General features: G+C 34.7%; 9 protein-coding genes. 3 read left to right on the top strand and 6 right to left on the bottom strand.

Features of this window, described 5'->3' with window-relative positions; genetic code table 11:
* Window positions 1-80: 80 nt before the first annotated feature.
* Together BUE24_RS09355 and surE are read right to left on the bottom strand one after the other, a co-directional pair.
* Window positions 81-377 carry a hypothetical protein gene (locus tag BUE24_RS09355; RefSeq protein ID WP_073315731.1) on the bottom strand — a complete coding sequence of 99 codons (297 nt, stop codon included), beginning with the start codon at window positions 375-377 and terminating at the stop codon, window positions 81-83.
* Window positions 370-1,152 carry a 5'/3'-nucleotidase SurE gene (surE, locus tag BUE24_RS09350; RefSeq protein ID WP_073315730.1) on the bottom strand — a complete coding sequence of 261 codons (783 nt, stop codon included), beginning with the start codon at window positions 1,150-1,152 and terminating at the stop codon, window positions 370-372. Before surE ends, BUE24_RS09355 begins: the two co-directional genes overlap by 8 nt.
* A 175-nt stretch (window positions 1,153-1,327) precedes the next feature.
* Here surE and BUE24_RS09345 point away from each other — a divergent pair, with 175 nt between their 5' ends.
* Window positions 1,328-3,463: a carboxy terminal-processing peptidase gene (locus tag BUE24_RS09345; RefSeq protein ID WP_073315833.1), complete on the top strand. Its 2,136-nt coding sequence runs from the start codon at window positions 1,328-1,330 to the stop codon at window positions 3,461-3,463.
* A gap of 5 nt (window positions 3,464-3,468) precedes the next feature.
* The gene (locus tag BUE24_RS09340) at window positions 3,469-4,581 is read left to right on the top strand and encodes an ABC transporter permease (RefSeq protein WP_073315729.1); all 1,113 of its coding nucleotides are present in this window, start codon (window positions 3,469-3,471) and stop codon (window positions 4,579-4,581) included.
* Between the two features lie 61 nt (window positions 4,582-4,642).
* On the opposite strand, the gene BUE24_RS24375 is transcribed toward BUE24_RS09340, so the two are convergent.
* The 4 genes from BUE24_RS24375 to BUE24_RS09325 form a co-directional block, all read right to left on the bottom strand.
* Complete coding sequence (locus BUE24_RS24375; protein ID WP_280174022.1) at window positions 4,643-4,768, bottom strand: hypothetical protein; 126 nt, start codon at window positions 4,766-4,768, stop codon at window positions 4,643-4,645.
* 220 nt (window positions 4,769-4,988) lie between these two features.
* Complete coding sequence (locus tag BUE24_RS09335) at window positions 4,989-13,424, bottom strand: RHS repeat domain-containing protein (protein WP_073315728.1); 8,436 nt, start codon at window positions 13,422-13,424, stop codon at window positions 4,989-4,991.
* Window positions 13,425-13,581: 157 nt separating this feature from the next.
* Window positions 13,582-16,161 carry a CHAT domain-containing protein gene (locus BUE24_RS09330; protein WP_170864580.1) on the bottom strand — a complete coding sequence of 860 codons (2,580 nt, stop codon included), beginning with the start codon at window positions 16,159-16,161 and terminating at the stop codon, window positions 13,582-13,584.
* A gap of 338 nt (window positions 16,162-16,499) precedes the next feature.
* A complete protein-coding gene (locus tag BUE24_RS09325) occupies window positions 16,500-17,021 on the bottom strand; it encodes a hypothetical protein (RefSeq protein ID WP_139241954.1) in 522 nt (173 codons plus the stop codon).
* A gap of 275 nt (window positions 17,022-17,296) precedes the next feature.
* Between BUE24_RS09325 and BUE24_RS09320 the strand changes: the two genes are divergently transcribed.
* Window positions 17,297-17,860, top strand: coding sequence for an RNA polymerase sigma factor (locus BUE24_RS09320; protein WP_073315725.1), 564 nt, complete (start codon window positions 17,297-17,299; stop codon window positions 17,858-17,860).
* The last annotated feature ends 1 nt before the right edge of the window (window position 17,861 follow it).

Genomic DNA, 17,861 nt, shown 5'->3' with positions numbered 1-17,861 from the left:
ACCTTTTGTTGATGTCAATCTCATGGTTATGGCTTATTTGATGTGTTTATTTCAATATATTATAAAAGGTGCGATCTCGTTTATCCAAATTTACTAATTGCAATACAAATGGCTGCTATTAGCGTAGCAAGAAGCACGCCACGAGCACGATACATATTATTTTTTTTGATAAATAGGAAGAAAGCAACAAGATTGGGGATTGCTCCAAGTACGATTAAACTCCCAAACGAATCATTTTCTAATGAAGCTTTGATGGTTTCTGTAAAGTTGAAATTTTGAGGGCTAAGTATCGAAAAAATAAATACGCAAAAAGCAAAACCAATGCTGTTGGCAATCAAACCAATAAGAAAGCCAATTCCAATTTCTTTTTTAATCATGCAAAGACCAGTTGTTTAATTCTTGAATAAAATGATGAGCGGTAAGGTCAAATTGTGTAGGTACTACAGATACATATCCGTTTTTGAGTGCCCATTCGTCGGTGTCCTCACCTTTATCTTCGTTTATAAATTTGCCAGAAAGCCAATAGTATCTTCTTCCCATCGGATTTGTACGTTTATCAAATTCTTCAACCCAATGTGCATTTGCCTGTCTGCAAATCTTTACTCCTTTGATTTCTTCTGCAGGTAGCCTAGGGATATTTACATTAAGCACCACTCCTTTGGGTAAACCATTTTCCAGTACATTTTTTACGATCGATCGCACATACTTTTTAGAGGGTTCAAAATTGGCGTCCATCCCATAATCGCAAAGAGAAAAACCTATTGCAGGAATCCCTTCTATTCCAGCCTCTACCGCTGCACTCATCGTTCCGGAATAAATCACATTAATCGCCGAGTTAGAACCATGATTGATACCACTTACGCACAAATCAGGAATACGATCCATAATTTGTCGCGATGCCATTTTGACACAATCTGCTGGTGTCCCCGAGCAGCTATATTCCTTTTGAGGAGCATCTTTGTCAATTACAATGGGATCACAATACAAAGTGTTGTTGACTGTAATAGCATGACCCATCCCACTTTGAGGACTATCGGGAGCTACTACAAAAACATCACCAATTTCATTCATAACACTAATGAGTGCCCTAATTCCGGGAGCAGTTATGCCATCGTCATTGGTCACTAAGATAAGCGGCTTTTTTTGGGTCATGTCATCGAATTTTTACGATGGTAAAAATACACTTTTTTTGTACGAAAAATCGGTTCTGGAAAGAGTAACAAATAATATTAGTTGTTTTAAGAAAAATTTAGTATTATTACGTGTTCTTGGCACGATTTTTAATGTATTTTGCCAGGAAAAACCCCTAAATTTATATTTTAAGCGTATGAAAAAGAGTTTTTTGATTTTGATGCTTACCATGATTGTTTCAGCTGCGTCGTGCAGTTTTACTACCAAGGTGGAGAATGACCCGGACAAGGATAAGCTGTTGATTGATTTGATTAGTTATGTGTTGGGAAAAGGTCATTATGATGCAAAGGATATTAATGATGACTTCTCAAAAGAAGTTTTTGCAGATTATATTGATGCTTTAGATCCTTTGAAGCGTTATTTTTATGAGAGTGATATTAATGAGTTTAAGAAGTATGAGAAACTGATCGACGACGAAATCAGAAACAAAGAGATTACTTTCTTTAACCGCACGTATCAACGTTTGCAACAACGTATGGATGAGGCGAGAGTCTTATACAAAGATATTCTAGAAAGCCCTTTTAATTTTGAAGTAGAAGAGGCGATCGATACGGACTACGAGAATTTAAAATATGCAACGAATAAGAAAGAGATGCGAGAGCGTTGGAGGTTACAACTTAAATTCAATGCATTATCAAGTTACTACGACAAAGTAGAAGAACAGATAGATTCTGTTACGAAAAACAAAGATTTCAAAAGAAAAACAGGAGTAGCTCTTGAAGAAGAGTCTAGAGATCTTACCAGATCTTCTTTAGAGGAATACTTCGAGTTCGCTGACGACCTTGAGAGAAAAGATTGGTTTTCCATTTATATCAACTCTATTGTAGAGGAGTTTGATCCTCATACCTATTATTTTGCTCCTCAGGACAAAGACAGGTTTGATATTGCTATGTCTGGAAAATTAGAAGGAATTGGAGCGAGACTACAAAAGAAAAATGATAATGTAAAAATTATCGAAATCATTTCTGGAGGCCCGGCTTGGAGAGGCAATAAGGTTGAGGTAGGAGACCTGATCATGAAAGTAAAGCAAGAAGAAGAGCAAGAGCCTGTAAGTATTGTGGGGATGCGCTTGGATGATGCTGTAAGCTTGATCAAAGGACCAAAAGGGACCAAAGTAACGCTTACGGTAAAGAAAGTAGATGGAACTACAGAGATTGTTGAGATCGTAAGAGATGTTGTAGAGTTGGAAGAAACCTATGCAAAATCTTCGGTAGTAAAGAAAAACGATAAAACTTTTGGTGTGATTAATCTTCCTAAGTTTTATTTCAATATGCAAGATTACAATCAGCGTAACGCAGCAAAAGACGTAAAACAAGAAATTATCCGTTTGAAAGAACAGGATATGGATGGTCTTGTAGTAGATCTTAGAGATAATGGAGGAGGATCCCTGCAAACAGTTGTGGACATTGCTGGATTATTTATCGAAAAAGGACCTATCGTTCAAGTAAGAACTAAAGGAGAATCTCCAGAAGTGTTAAGCGATAAAGACCGAAATATATTATGGGATGGTCCTCTAGTGATTTTGGTAAATGAATTATCGGCTTCGGCTTCAGAAATTCTTGCTGCTGCAATGCAGGATTATAAAAGAGCTATCATTATTGGTAGTAAGCAAACTTATGGGAAAGGAACTGTTCAAAATGTGATGGACCTTAATCGTTGGATGAGAAGTAATGATTTTGGAGATTTAGGAGCATTAAAGTTGACTACTCAGAAATTTTATAGAGTTAACGGAGGATCTACTCAGCTAGAAGGAGTAAAAAGTGATGTTGTTGTTCCGGACAGATATAGCTATATTGATATAGGAGAGAAAGATCAGGAGAATCCTCTACCTTGGGATAAAATCGCTGCTGCAGATTACAATGTTTGGGATGGATATATTGATTTTGATCAAACTATTAATAATAGTAAAGACCGAATGGCTAAAAACGATCAGTTGAAATTGATCGAAGAAAACGCAAAATGGGTTCGTCAAAAGAGAGATGTTAATGTATATTCTTTGAAGTACGATAACTATAAGGCCAATATAACCTTGAATGAAAAGCAAGCTGAGCGCTTTGGAGCAATTGATGATTATAAGACCAATCTTACTTTTGAATCTTTGCCATACGAAAAGCAGTTAATCAAAGAAGATACAGTATTAGCAGAAAAACGTAAAAGATGGCATGAAAGCCTTAGCAAAGATGTATATGTAGAAGAGGCAATTAGCGTATTAGAGGATTTAAAGATTAATAATATCAGAAGATCTAAAAACCCTCTTACATTGAAGAACTAAAATTAATGCCAGAGCAAAATTCAAACTCTTTAAGTACACTAGCGCTCCAAAAATTTAAAAAGAATTTTTGGGGCGTTTTGAGTTTTAGTTTCATTGTTTTTTGTGCTTTTATAGCCATTTTCGCCTATCTATTAGCTCCCGATAACTCCAGGAATGCTAACCAGATGCACTTGTCTATTCATTCCAAACCTCCCGGATTTAATGCCACCATATTAACCATTCCTTCATTGGAAACATCCGATCAATCTTTATTGGGCAAAGTTTTTTTTGGAGAGAAAAACATGGATGACGAAATCCCTATTGATCACTACAGTTTTGAGGATAATGGACTAAAAATAGTTCCTTATAGCGAAGGAGAAATAACAGGGGTTTCAAAGGTGATACCTCTAAATAGTTTTCCTGCCGAGCTTACTGTCAAAGAAATTGAAGAGAAGTATATAGCACCCAAAACATTTATTCTGGGAACAGACAAGTACGGAAGGGATTTGTTAAGTAGGATGCTGGTAGGAATCCGCATTTCATTTTCTATTGGTTTTGTGGCTGTTTTTATCTCGTTGATTTTAGGAATAACCCTGGGAGCTGCTTCGGGCTATTTTGGAGGTAAAGTTGATGCAGCCATCATGTGGTTGATCAATGTTACCTGGTCGATACCGACCTTACTATTGGTGATTGCAATAACTCTTGCTTTGGGTAAAGGTTTTTGGCAGGTTTTTATTGCTGTGGGATTAACCATGTGGGTAGAAGTAGCTCGGGTAGTTCGTGGTCAGGTGATGAGTGTGAAACAAATGCAATATGTTACTGCCGCAAGAGCTTTAGGTTTTACCGATTTTAGGATTATTACAAGACACATATTACCCAATAGTCTTGCACCTGTAATTGTCATTGCAGCGGCAAATTTTGCGGCCGCCATTTTGATCGAGAGCGGTCTTAGCTTTTTAGGAATTGGAGCACAACCCCCTATGCCTAGTTGGGGGGCGATGATCAAAGACCATTACTCTTACATCATATTAGGAAAAGCTTATCTTGCGATTATTCCCGGACTAGGAATTATGAGTTTGGTAATGGCATTTATGCTTATTGGTAATGCGCTTAGAGATGCGTTGGATGTGAAAGCATAATATTACAGACCTCTTTAAAATGAATTAAAGAGGCCTGCGCTGTCTCAGAAATTAATTGATATTAATTTCCTCCTAATACTTCGTCACATACTGGTATTAACCAATCATTCCGATCTCTTTTGGCTGTCGCCTTACAATCTTCTAATGGTCCTCCACTAATGATAACTTTGGTTTTTGAGGTTTTCAAAATTTGAATTTTTCATAAAGGTTTAATTTTAAACATTATGGCTACTCTTTTTATGGTTTTCGGCGTCCTAAATTATTGTATCGATATGCTCTCGCATTAATTCTGTTAAGTTCGGATTAATTACTTTTTGTTAAATTAAAATCCAATCGATTAATAAGTATCATAAAAAAGAAGGTTTTATTTGTAGACTTAAGTGTCTACAGCTTTAGGTGACCTAGAATTAACCCATTTTCCTATAAGGTGAATTACTTCCCTTTTTATATTCATAAGGGACATAAATAGGAATAGGGAAAGGCCATTTCATTAGTTTTTCCAGTCCTTGTTCCAGGATATCGGGTACTACATCAAAAAGTAATTTTCCATCTTCATACATGTGAGTCTTTTTAAAATTACTTCCTCCTGGGAGGTATGAGAACATGCTCGGTTTTTTAAGTGAGTTCCAGTTGTCATCAACCCAATAAAAGTTACCAAGTCGGTCTGCCATTTGATAATATTTCTTTCCATCAATGATTCTAGTATTCCCTACGTATCCACTTTTTCCATTTTTTCTTTTGTACTTTGTAGGGTGTTTTAGTTTAGGATCAGTAAGTTCATGCGCTAAGTGATTAGCTCCAGAAGTGATACCAGAGGCTATCGCTCCATCAATAAAACTACCCCCTGAAATATGTGAGGTTAATCCTCCTGTTAATACTGCGCCTCCAAATTGAATTCCTGGCCTTGCACCTGCCAATGCAGATCCACTTATAGAACTTAATGCTCCAGTAGCAAACCCTCTTCCAAAAGAACCTCCTTGTAACTCTGAGGCTGTACCATTAATAAGACCATGTGATCCGGCTTGTATAGCAGCACCTCCAAATTTACTTATCGATCCCGAAGCAACACCACTAGAAACGGCGGTCCCTACCCCATGAGTAGCTAGTGCAACGGCTCCTTCGATTGCCGCCGATTTTGCATATTGTCCAACAACTTGCCATCCCGCATCCGAGCCATATTCGTCAAAAGTGTTGATGATATTACCCAATTGAAATGCTCCTTTAAGGAAAGTATTATTAGCTAAGAAATTCTTTACCGAAAAAGCTCCAGTAGGGTCAATCAAGTTGATAGGGTTGTTTCCTATCCCAACATAAGGACTTGCATATTGGTCAGCTGGATCCATTCCATAAAATATACCAGTATCACTATCGTACATCCTTGCCCTGTAATTATGTAGCCCCAGACCTATATCATATTCTTGCCCTGTATATTGATAACTTAACTGTTCATATTGTTGACTGCGAATCATTGTACCATAAGCATCATAATCATAATAATTGGTAACTGTACCATCTCCTCTTACCATTACTCTAGTACTTCCCAAATGATCTTTAGAGAAGAAATAGATCTGATCGGTAGCAGTGTTTGAGGATTTTTTCATTGCTACCATTCCGTTAAGACCATATACAATAGTGTTTACATTGGTTTCTCCTGTATGATTTGTCTTAATTTCTAACAATGGATAATCTCCTAAACCTCTTAAGTATAAAGTCTCCTCCCAAGCTTCGACACCGAGAAAATTGGCCTCAAATCGTTTGGTTAAACGTTCTCCTGTGCCATCATAGGTGAATTTGGTGTTTTGGTATTCAGAAGGTTTAACGATGGAGGTTACCTTGTTATGAAATAAATCATAAACAAGTGATAAGTTTTTGGACCCTGATTGGGTGATATTTCCATTAGAGTCGTAATCAAATTGACCTGCAATTCCACTTACTTGTTTTACTTGATTAGTCCCCGCATTATGAGTGTAATATCTGGTTTGATTGTTTTTGTGTGTTTTGGTGATATTACCATTACTATCATAGCTGATCGGCGATACTACACCGATGTCCCAAGTATTGTTGATCTGATTATCTGCGGTGATTAATCGACCCAGCTTGTCATACTCATATAATGTCCAATAATCATCTCGGTAGGATCCTAATGTGTTAATAGATTTATAATCAATATGGGTTCTGGCGATTAATCCTTCATAATAACTCTTATTATTATAGCCACCATCGTAGTACACTAATTCTTTAAAATAAGGATCTTCGATTTTTGTTAATCGCTCATTGGTATCATAACTAAAATTTCTTGCCCAAGAACCATTGTTCAAGATTTCTGAGGTCATTACACCATTTATGTCATAACTATAACTTGCATAATAATCTTTATCATCGGCCTTGCCAACAGATTGAAGACGTCCCATAGCATCATGCCAATAATTAACTACAACATCCCCATATTCCTCTTCTATAATATTGTTTGCATTGTCATATTTGTAATCAAAATGATAGTTCTTATTTTGATCTAATAATTGTATCTCCTTTCGTGTAATTCGTCCATAAGTATCAGAAATTAGTTTTTCCTTTACTTCTATAGCCGAATCTTCATCAGAATTAATATGGATTTCTGTTAAATTTCCGTAAGTAGAAGTGTTAATGTCATGTTTTCCATAGATATAGCGTTTACGCCAGGTAGGTGATCCAGATGGCCAGTTTGCATTGTTGTCGGCATAGTTTTGCAAAGTGTTTTCATTCCATGCATAGCTATAATAACCTTCTTCTATTGGCCTCCCAAGAGCATCGTATTTGTAATACAATAGCTTATTCTGTTGAATAGCATTTGCATCTTGATAGAATCGAAGTCTACCGGATTCAGTATCGTAAATACTACGGGTAAGTCCCCCATCTGGAGTATTTGATGTTTTAATCCTGCCAAAATGATCATAGGTATAGGTTGTTATGTAATCGTTTGGATTGACATTTGAAGAAGGAGGATTATGATAATTGGGAGGAAATACTTTTGTCATATTTCCTTTTTTATCATATTGATATGAAGTGGTTAAATATACATCACTTTCAGTTACTTGAATTCTATCTATATATTTTATGATGGCAAAAGGTTCAAACGATAGTTCATTATTGGAACCTTGCGCATTATTATTTGGGTTAGGATTTTCTGATGTTGATAGTAGCTGGGTATCAATTCCACCGACCTCACATGGTATTCTACAATTATCTTCGTTAAAACAATAAGAGGGTGAAGGAATAATAGGAGTCTCGCAATCGTGATCATAATATATTTCTTCGTTAATAGTAGCGCTAACTGTTACATAATAGGTAGTGTTTTTGTTTACAGTAAAGGTTCCAGTTCTACTGTTGTTTATGGATAATATATCACTACCACTTGGGCTTGTGCCGATTTTTAAAACACCTGTGGCATTATCAAATTGTTTAAAGTCATAAGTGGCTTCATGGGTTGTTGTAGGCGTAAAGCTATAGGTTTGATTACTTAATACTGTATGGGATTTATTAATGGGTTTTTCTATTCTTTGTTTTATGGTTCCGGTTTTTTGCATAATTGTTCGCCCCGAAATGTCTGAATATGTGTAGCTCTTAGCCCCATCGGGGGAAATAATTTCGTAAGTGTTATAATAGGGGCCAGAAAAATCACTACCCATTCCTACTGGACTGTAGGTATTGTTATAGTATCCAAAAGTTGCATTATGTCCTGAACCGAGTCGATATACTGAGCCAGGACTGCTTGTTTCTACAGGCCTGCTTAAAGGAGATACGTCATATTTAGTTGCGGTGAATGCATAATCATGGCCATTTATGGTTTTAACTTGCCCTTGTAATGTTGTGCCCGACGAGGTTACAAAATCAGGATGATAGGAAAGATCACCACTAACTCTTGTTGTTAAAGTAGAGAATTTTGAACGGCCAAGGTTGTCATAGCCGTTCTCAGAGATCAACACACTATTTTCAGTTTCTTTGGTAAGATATTGTCTCGGTTTTCCTGTTGCATCCGAATATTGTTGGGACTCAATCGGGTTTTGATAAACAACAAGGTTGTCTATGAAGTATTCATCGATTGTAGTGCTCTTACCATAGTTGAAAAAAGCTATTTTACTAATCTCGTCTGTCGCCGCTCTGAAACCTAGATTACTTAATACTAGTTTTCCATCGATATAGTATTCACTTTTGTTAGTTACGGTGTTAAGGATAATTTTTACTCTATAAATCCTATTCTTACTTAAATTGGTTTTTAAGATACTCCAGTTAGGACCACTGGGTATACTTCTTAATGTGTTTTTATACATACCCATCCATAGAGCACATTCGGTTCCGGAGTTTTGGACTTTCCAGTTGTTACCTCCTGCAGCTATTCCGATTCCCCAATCTGTGGGTAAGTTCTTACTACGAATAGAGAATTCAATACCAACTCTACCACTTAGGCTTTTAGGAAGATTTACCCAATAGAGATCCGAACTCCAGTTATTGGCTACTCCAGTATTGGTACTTCGCAATTCTCCATTTACGATGCTCCATTGAGTGGTGCTATTGTTGTTTTGATCTTTATTAATCCACCTACCTGGTTTATCAAAGGTGTCATAATAACTTTCTTCATCAAGCGTATTGGTATTGTGTGTCGTGATAAAATTAGAAGCATCTACCGAGATTCCTTCTGATCTTGGATAGTATGATGCCAAAGATCCTGCAAAGGTTCCTCTTTGCGATATTGCAGCAACTTCAGAGCCGTTATCAGTAAGACTATGTGTTGTTAAACCATTGGAGTCCATGGTTTTTGTGGTTGTCAATATAACAGGGTCATATGAGGTGGAAGTGGCAAAGGCATCTTTTGGGTATTTTCTAAAATCATCGATGTATGATTTTACTCCTTTGCCATAAAAACTCCAATATGCTCCAGAAGCGCTATTAGTTGCTTTTATAATTCGTATCCCGTCTCGATATATCGATAATGTAGAATTTTCTTTTACTAAACGGTAGTTATGCCATTCATTTGTTTCGTTAGTAACATTATAAGATCCTATAACAGATGAAGTGGTATTTAAGGTGATTTCATTTTGAGTAATACGTAAGGTAATTCCTGACTGTGACGGTAAACTGGAATTTGAGGATTTTGCAAAATGAACTCCAACCCATCCAGAACTGCTCTGTTGAGCCAAATAGGATCTAAACTCTAATATATAGTGATTGGATGGTCCTGCATTACTTGGATTGATACTAGCCTCACCAGTGCCAGTGTTGTAGGATAGGTTATTGTCTGTTATGGACCAACCAGTTCCATTCCTATTCCAATAAAACTGTGGGTTATAAAGACTGTTTCCGTCAAAATTGTCAGCAAGCACTTCAGAATGTCGTGCATTACTAAAAGATGAAATAGGTAAACGATTTTCATATCCATATATGGTGGTAGCGTAGATTCCTTCTTGATCTTTTGTTTCTAATATGTTGAAATGTGAATCTCTTTTGGTTATGGCAGAGACTTTTAACCAACCTGTGGCACTGGGAGTAGAAGAGAAGGGATGATTAGAACTTCCGGAACCTTTCCAGGTATAAGACTCATAAGGTAGCATTTGCCCAGATTGTCTTGACCACCGATTAGCGATGCTGGAAATAACGGTACTTCCATTATACGATTTGGTTTGTATTATTGGGGTAAAGAGATGTTCACTTCGATCAGTATCGTAATGTTCCCAATAATACTTGTATTCTGTTTTTAATACTTCTGCTTGTTGTTCGCTTCCGTAGTTGGTAGTACTTTGTGTTTTTATTAAGCCTGTATTAGTGTCATAGGTCCTGTTAATAGATGAAGTAATACCATTTACTCTTGTTGTTTGTGTGCCTGGTCTTAAGTAAGTTACATTATAGTTACCTCCTCCGTTACGTGCAATGGATTTTGAATAGGTATTGAGTTTTGAGGTGTTAAGACTAACTTCAATTCCATTTTTGTCATAGCTTAGTGTAGCGTATGGTGCTCCAACCAATAGTTTGCGAACGTTTTGATTTTGACTTGCTCGAATTTGTTGAGATAACCCCGTATAAAAATATGTTTCGGTATATCCGTTTGGTGTAATATTAGGATTTGAACTTCCGTTTACACTTCGTACTTTGTTATACAGGCCACTTAATCCATTTGGAGCTATTTTGGCATAGCTAGTGGTATACTTAAAGGAGTTATGTCTCGTTTCTACCCCATCATTAACAGAGACACAAACTACAGGATGATGTCCTTGTTTACCTTCGATATGATCATTTTGTTCGTAGTATAGTTCTAATGATGTTTGATCTTTAAAATTTAGGTTGTTTTTGGCAAGAATAATAATGTTGCCATTGTTATTGTTAATTCTTCGAGAATGCCAGGTATCTTTATGTGTCCCGAAAAAGCGATTTGGTTTCCAAATGTTTCTTAAAGAGGTGTCATTTTTCAAAATAGTAATGTTACTACCTCTACTGGAAGAGGATAATGACGGATGGTTGTATTCTTGGACGTGATAATTGAAACCAGTTCCTTCATTAGTATAAAACCCTGAGCGATTAGGTACGTTTATTGGGTTACCCCAGGAACCAATATTGTTTCTAAAATAGATTTTTTCATAAGATGAGTATAATCCATTACCGGCTGTATTGCTTCGACTAAGTTGTATTACATATGGTATGTCTTTAAATTTCCAGTTTAAGGTATTTGGATCAAATTCTGATAATTTGGCGTCGTTTGGATGATTTCCTCGATTGTTGTGATGAATGAAGAAATCTTCTGAAATACTAACACCTTTTGTTCCTCCATAATTATTTCCTGAGAATATGAAATTAAAACCATCATATCTTACGGCTTTTCCTAGCAGATTAGAAGAGTCTCCAATATAAAACAAAGCATTTGATCTACTTAATACCGTGCTTCTATCCCACATTGCACCAAACATATTATGTCTTCTTACATTATTGTAGTTTTCGTCCCAACTGTAGATAAATTCTGGATTATCATCGGCCATTACCAAGGCAAATGAAGGTGTGCTATACCAATAACTCAGATCGTCATGATCTGAACTAAAAGGATAATTCATATTTTTTGTTACCCAATTACCTTCATCGGTTAAGTAATGTAACTTGATCCAATCTGTCCCTCCTTTTTGATGAGATATAATCCAATTGTTCGTTGCAGTGCTTTCAAATTCATTTCCATTTTGGTTGATCACTTTACGTGTCCACCCTGTGCCATTCCATACATAAGTGAATATATCACCATCTCTAAAAGTATGCATAGCAACGAAATTATCTCCAGAAAGTAGTTTTGGCAAAATGTTCTTTTCGTCATCTACATAAGTAATATTCTCGGTAAAACTCCGAGCAACCCAGCTGTCGGTTTTTTGGTCTTTATGATATATTTTTACGTAATAACTACTTGAAATTCCAGACCAATAACTTATAGCAAAGAAATTACGCTGATTAGTAACAAAAAACTTTCTTCTTGTATAATCGTCATAGGTTTCGATATTGTAATAGGTGTCCAGATCCTGTTTTTTCCAATACCCATCCCAGGTATACACAGAGGATTTAACCTTACGACGACCTGTATCATGGTTCCCGTTGTTTAACTCTCTCCAGGTCACTACTACATAGTCAGGGCCGTGATGGATTGTCGGTTCGGCATATCCAGTAGGAGCAGTAATATTTAGGTTTCTTGATGCGTAATTTGGAGTTATTGGAGAAGTGCTATATGTGTAAATGATTTCTGCCCCTGTAGGAGTAATTACTTTTTTCAGTTTTGACTTAGAGTCGTATTCAAAATTATAAGAAGGAAAACTAGCACCGTAACGGTCTTCATAAGTAATACCAGATAACTTGCGCTTAGTCATTGTTGAGGTTCCAGACAAGATATAATTAAGCGTAATGGTTTTAAGCGTAATGTTCTTTAGATCTTTTACAATGATATGGCTGAGATATTTTTTTTCGTAGCGTTCTTGATAGGCATCAGGTTCGATTATTTCTACATGGGGTTCTTCAAATTCGTTAGAAGATTTATTTGAATACGACAAATTAATTGTATTGCCTATGGGATCTTCTATTTTCTTTAAATAAGAAGCTTCTGTGTGAAATTTACCATTTGTTCCTACTTTGTTCTCTGTGTTATCATAGGTGAATTTAGTCTGGTTTCCCAAACGATTGGTTATGGTAGAAAGGTTAAAAGATAATCCTTGTTGACTTTGATTACTGCTTCTAGAGCTATTACCTATCCAATTTCCCCATTTAACAATCCATTCTACCGTGTTTCGACCACTATTTTTGTCACCATATGTATATATTGTTCCGTCTTCTTTGGTAATTTCCCATTTCTCTTCATTTGGTTTATATATGATTTTCCAAAAATTATAGGGCTCAGTAATATATTCTTTTGCAAGGTTCGTACCTTTTGTGCGTATTAATTTGATTGGAGAGCCGTTTTCTACCAAGAAAAATTCGTCATCATGTCTTGTTCCTGTTTGTTTATTGTCTACAATTATTTTAGGGATGTTTAAATTCCACCCCAAGCCTAAAATTCCTGTTGGAGCATCTCTATTAATTTGCTCAGACTGTTGAAATACACCAGATGAAGAATAATTTATGCTTACAGAACCTCCAATTCCATTTCTTCCGGATAGAGTAGCCAATTGTATAGGGAACGCAACTTCTCCCGTAAATAGGTTTATTGAGTTGTTAATTGTTCCCAGATTTGTATTTTCTAAAGAAAAACCAGTTTCCGGAACTACTGTTGGAACACCCTCATCTTGAGAGTGAAGAAAAATTGATATTGAAGTTAAAAATATAAGTGCAAATCCCTTTTTAAATATATTCATAATGACATCAAGATTTTGTGTGTTTATTTAATGACTATCATGAATTAGTTATTCCTTAAGTAATTTCTTACCTGTTAAAAAAAAGTTAAAAACAAAAAAGGCCTATTAAATATATATTCAATAGGCCTTTTAAATATTTATAATAACTTCTTGTCGTTTAACGTATTTTTCTTCTAAATTGTTGAATTAGTATTAGAATAATAAGGAGAACTAGTGCTATTATAAGCCAATATTTATCAATAAAAGAGATATCTTGAATTGGACTAGTATCTCCTAACAGCACAAAGGTTGCCCAAAAATGAGGAGAACTTTCGGATAAAGAACTTGTACTTAGATACGAAAGTTTTGCTTTTCTTAACGCTTGTGATTTAAGCAATCTCTTTTTTAGATTTTTATAAAATTCATTCATAATGTAAGTAGTAGATCTATCATCTACATTCCATAAGGAAGATACCACACTTTTGGCACCAGAATGAAAAAAACCTCTGGCTAAACTCATTACTCCTTCTCCTGTTTCTTGTCTGCCTAACGATGTGTTGCAACCACTTAGAACTACCAAATCTGCATGGTTTTCAGTAAAGTATAGCTCTTCCAAGGTTAGTTTCCTATCACTAAAGGCTATCCATGGAGAAACAGCATTAGTCCCATCTGCATGAGTTGCCAGATGAATTATACTTTTATCTGCCAAATTATTTAGAAAATTTTCCTTGGAAGCGTCTTTATTTAAGAAGACTTTTCCGGGGAAAATAGTGTTTGTATTCATGATTTCGGTAGCGCTATTTTCAAGAGAAATCAGACCTTGTTTTTTGAAATTGACAGGAGCAAAACCTAGAAGAGAGACAGTTTTGTTTTGGGAAGAAGTAATTGAAGGCGGAGATAAGAAAAAATTGGAATAACTATAGCTAATTTCTGAACTTTCGATTAGATATTTAGGTCTTTTGCCTAATTCCTTAGAAGTTACTAAAGCTTCAAATGGAATAAAGCTTAAATAATTATCAGGTACAACAATTAATCTCCTGTTTTCGATAATCTTTTTAAGATCTTTGGAAGGAAATAAATAATCGAAAACATTATATCCTAATTCAATGTAAGATTTTACATCTTCTTGTACTTTGAATGGATTCGAAACCTTTTGAATAAAGGCGCTTACATGAAATTTCAATTGATCCGTATCAGGAAGTTGTATAAAGTAACTCTCATGTTTGGTAATGCAAAAAAGATACCCTTTGGAATACTCCTTTTTACCATATTCACTTCCTTCATAAATTGGGAGGTAGTTGTTTGTCTTAGTAATAATCCCAAAATCTGTATGGTTGGAAATGTTGTATTCTAAAAAAACGGTTTTTTTATCGAGATTTTTTTGAATTAATTCGATAGAAGGGGTAGGACTGTCCTGAATATCGAATTTTGCATAATTGGAAAAAACATTTTTGATACTATCTTGTAGCTCTTTTAATTGCCTTTTTAAATCAAGTAGACGAATTGTAGTAACGTTTCTTTCTTTTTGATCACTGTTATTTTTTGTTAGGTTATTGAGTAAATATATTTCTTTCTTAAACTTAATTTCTTTGTTTATTATATGCTCAGGAAGGGAAAGAGATTGTTTAACCCTATTTTTTGTGATATCTTCAGAAAGTATTAAAGCTTTATTTTTTTCGGAAAAGTAAAACCCGTTTTCTATGTCATTTGCTAGAAAACAAGCTTCTATTGCTCTTCCATACAAGTTAGCGCTATGCTTACGCCAATATAACTTTGATTGAAATTCTTGACTTTCTATACGGATAATGTCTATTAATTGATCAGCCTTTAGAAATGTATCAATTGATTCTTGAAGCGATAAAAGAGTGTTTGTGGATTGATAATGTTTTAGATAAGCATCGGCTAGATCTTCAAGTATGGGCAAAAGAAACTGTGAATTTGATCCTTTTGTCAATAGGTTATTTTTTTTTGAAGTTTCTTCTTCAGACAGTGTTTGACCAGAAAGAAGGGCTATAGCCTTTTTATAGTTATTAATTCCTTCATTAAATTTTTGCTGCCAAACTTTGCAAATACCAATATTTGAAATACTTATAGCTAGAGATATAGAATCTTTTTTTTCAAGATTTTCAATTGCTCTTTGGTGATAGGATATAGCCAAGTCCTGATCAATAGTGTTATAGAGATTACCCATGATTTCATATGTTTTTGCAATCAGGGTAGGGTTTTTCAGTGTTCTTGCAATTGATAGAGCTTGATCATAGTAAAAAAATGCTTTTTTAGTATTTAAATTGTTATCATGATTATAAAGAGTTCCTAGAATAAATTTTGTGTTATATTTTGTTGTCTTTTTTGTATTGATTTTTGAGGATATGGAATCCGCAGCTAATAAATTTGTAATCCCTCTTTTTAAACTTTCGACAGTGCCTATTTTCACATCCAATCGTCCAGAGTTAATAGCATTAGTAATAATGCCTTTGTAATTTTTCTTCTGACGATATAAAGAATTTGCTAATTCAAAATGAATGACAGCATTATGGTAATCGTATAAATTGGTATAACATCGTCCTAATTCGGAATACGCATCCGCCGCGTAATTATTATTAGAATTCAGTGAGATTAATTGATTGTAGTATGAAATGCTTTTGGAAAAGTTCCCGTATTTATAATTGAAAAAGCCAAGATTCTTTAGTCCATGTTGAATAAGAGAAGTATTTGTTGGGTCGATTTTCTGTTTTAAATCTAGAGACTTTTCAGCCATTTTTATGGCATGGGATAATGTAGTGTTTTTGTAGTGCCAAATTGCATATTTGTGAGTTATTCGTTCTAAAGTAGAATCGTTTTGAGTGGTTTTGTAGAATTTGATTATTGAATCAATTTTAAAACGCTTTTGTTCAACTGTAAATTCTGAAGCTAAAATTGATTCCCAATTGGTCGAGTTCTGGGCATCAGAATTAAAATAAATTATAACAAAGGCAAGCAACAAATAGTACCTTCTTAAAAACATTTAGACAAGGATTTATAATTTTATCCAAGATAAAAATTATAAATCCTTACTCCATATATTTAGTATGTTTTTAAAATTTGTTGATCTATTGATTATTCATATAACTCAATTCGTTCATCTTCTCTGATTTCTGAAAGTAAAAGGTAATATTTGGCCAATAACTCTTCTAATTGAGTAGGATCATCTTCTTCTTCTGGTAAATCCTGGGCCCCTCTAGAATTCTCTAACCCTCTTAAAGAGGTCAGAAACCAACGTTCTATTTTGGCTTTCGGTGAATTAAGATGAGATTGTGAAGCAGCAATTTTAACCAATACTAAATCAGGATATTTTTGATAGAACTTTTGTCGAACATCGACTCGAACAGCTTCATTTTCCTGAGAATGAAATAGCTCAATTATAAAATCTTCACCCTCATAACTATTATCGAAAGGCATACCATATTCATATTCATTTTCTTGCTGTTCTTCTTCATCAGGGTTAATGATAATGAATTTATTGATTGTATTTTCTAAGGTTTTTGTGTTTTCTTGTTCGGGGATGATAGTATCATCAGTAGAACAGGCCATGAGTGTTATTGAAATAAGTAATCCCCAAATTATCCTCTTAGTTTTCATAAGTGTTTTAAAAATTAATTGTTAATATCTTTAGTGTAGTTATTTAAATTCAAGAATCTTACCCAAGAAATTTGATTGAATGATTATTTTATATACACTAAATCATACTATACCATAGTTTTATTGTCAGGTGTTTTGAGTCATTTTTGTGTTTTTATATTAAAAACCTATTTTTTATTTATTTAGCTCTTGAAAATACTGATAATATGTTAGTTTAGTGTTTTTCTATCTTTTTTATTTATGAATTATAATTATATCCAAGGTGAATTTTGAAAATGCGAAAAAAAGGAGATGATAACTATTTAGAAGGTCTATTGTCAGGAAATGATTACGTTATTAAGCAGATTTATGAAAAGATTTTTCCTTCAGTGTTATCTTTTGTGAGAAAGAATAAGGGCACCTACGAAGATGCTGAAGAAATATTTCAAGATGCTTTATTTCAACTTACCGTTAGAGTGAAAGTTAGGCGCTTTGAAATTAAATCTACTTTTGAAGGGTATTTATTTACGGTTTGTAAAAATTTATGGCGAAAAGAATTAAATAATAGAAAAAAGGTGGTAAGAAATGAAGGGGTAATAGAACTAGTACAGGAGGAAGAGAAACATAGCTCTTTTATTTTGGAACAAGAGCGATGGGAGCTTTTTGAAGAAAAAATAAAACAACTTTCAGAGAATTGCATGAAGCTTTTAAGAGAATACTTTAATAAAGTGCCCTATGATGTAATTGTGGAGAAGTTTAATTATTCCTCAGAAAATGTAGCTTTTCAGCGTGTATTTAAGTGTAAAAAACGTCTGAAAGATTTGATTAAGAAAGATAGTAGATATCGACAATTGCAATAAC

The sequence above is a fragment of the Aquimarina spongiae genome (assembly GCF_900141785.1).
Lineage (GTDB): Bacteria > Bacteroidota > Bacteroidia > Flavobacteriales > Flavobacteriaceae > Aquimarina > Aquimarina spongiae.
This window is presented reverse-complemented; position numbering and strand designations above follow the sequence as displayed.

Coding starts and splice junctions, on each gene's coding strand:
- BUE24_RS09355 (WP_073315731.1), bottom strand. CDS start 377: ATGATTAAAAAAGAAATTGGAATTGGCTTTCTTATTGGTTTGATTGCC.
- surE (WP_073315730.1), bottom strand. CDS start 1,152: ATGACCCAAAAAAAGCCGCTTATCTTAGTGACCAATGACGATGGCATA.
- BUE24_RS09345 (WP_073315833.1), top strand. CDS start 1,328: ATGAAAAAGAGTTTTTTGATTTTGATGCTTACCATGATTGTTTCAGCT.
- BUE24_RS09340 (WP_073315729.1), top strand. CDS start 3,469: ATGCCAGAGCAAAATTCAAACTCTTTAAGTACACTAGCGCTCCAAAAA.
- BUE24_RS09335 (WP_073315728.1), bottom strand. CDS start 13,424: ATGAATATATTTAAAAAGGGATTTGCACTTATATTTTTAACTTCAATA.
- BUE24_RS09330 (WP_170864580.1), bottom strand. CDS start 16,161: ATGGCTGAAAAGTCTCTAGATTTAAAACAGAAAATCGACCCAACAAAT.
- BUE24_RS09325 (WP_139241954.1), bottom strand. CDS start 17,021: ATGAAAACTAAGAGGATAATTTGGGGATTACTTATTTCAATAACACTC.
- BUE24_RS09320 (WP_073315725.1), top strand. CDS start 17,297: ATGCGAAAAAAAGGAGATGATAACTATTTAGAAGGTCTATTGTCAGGA.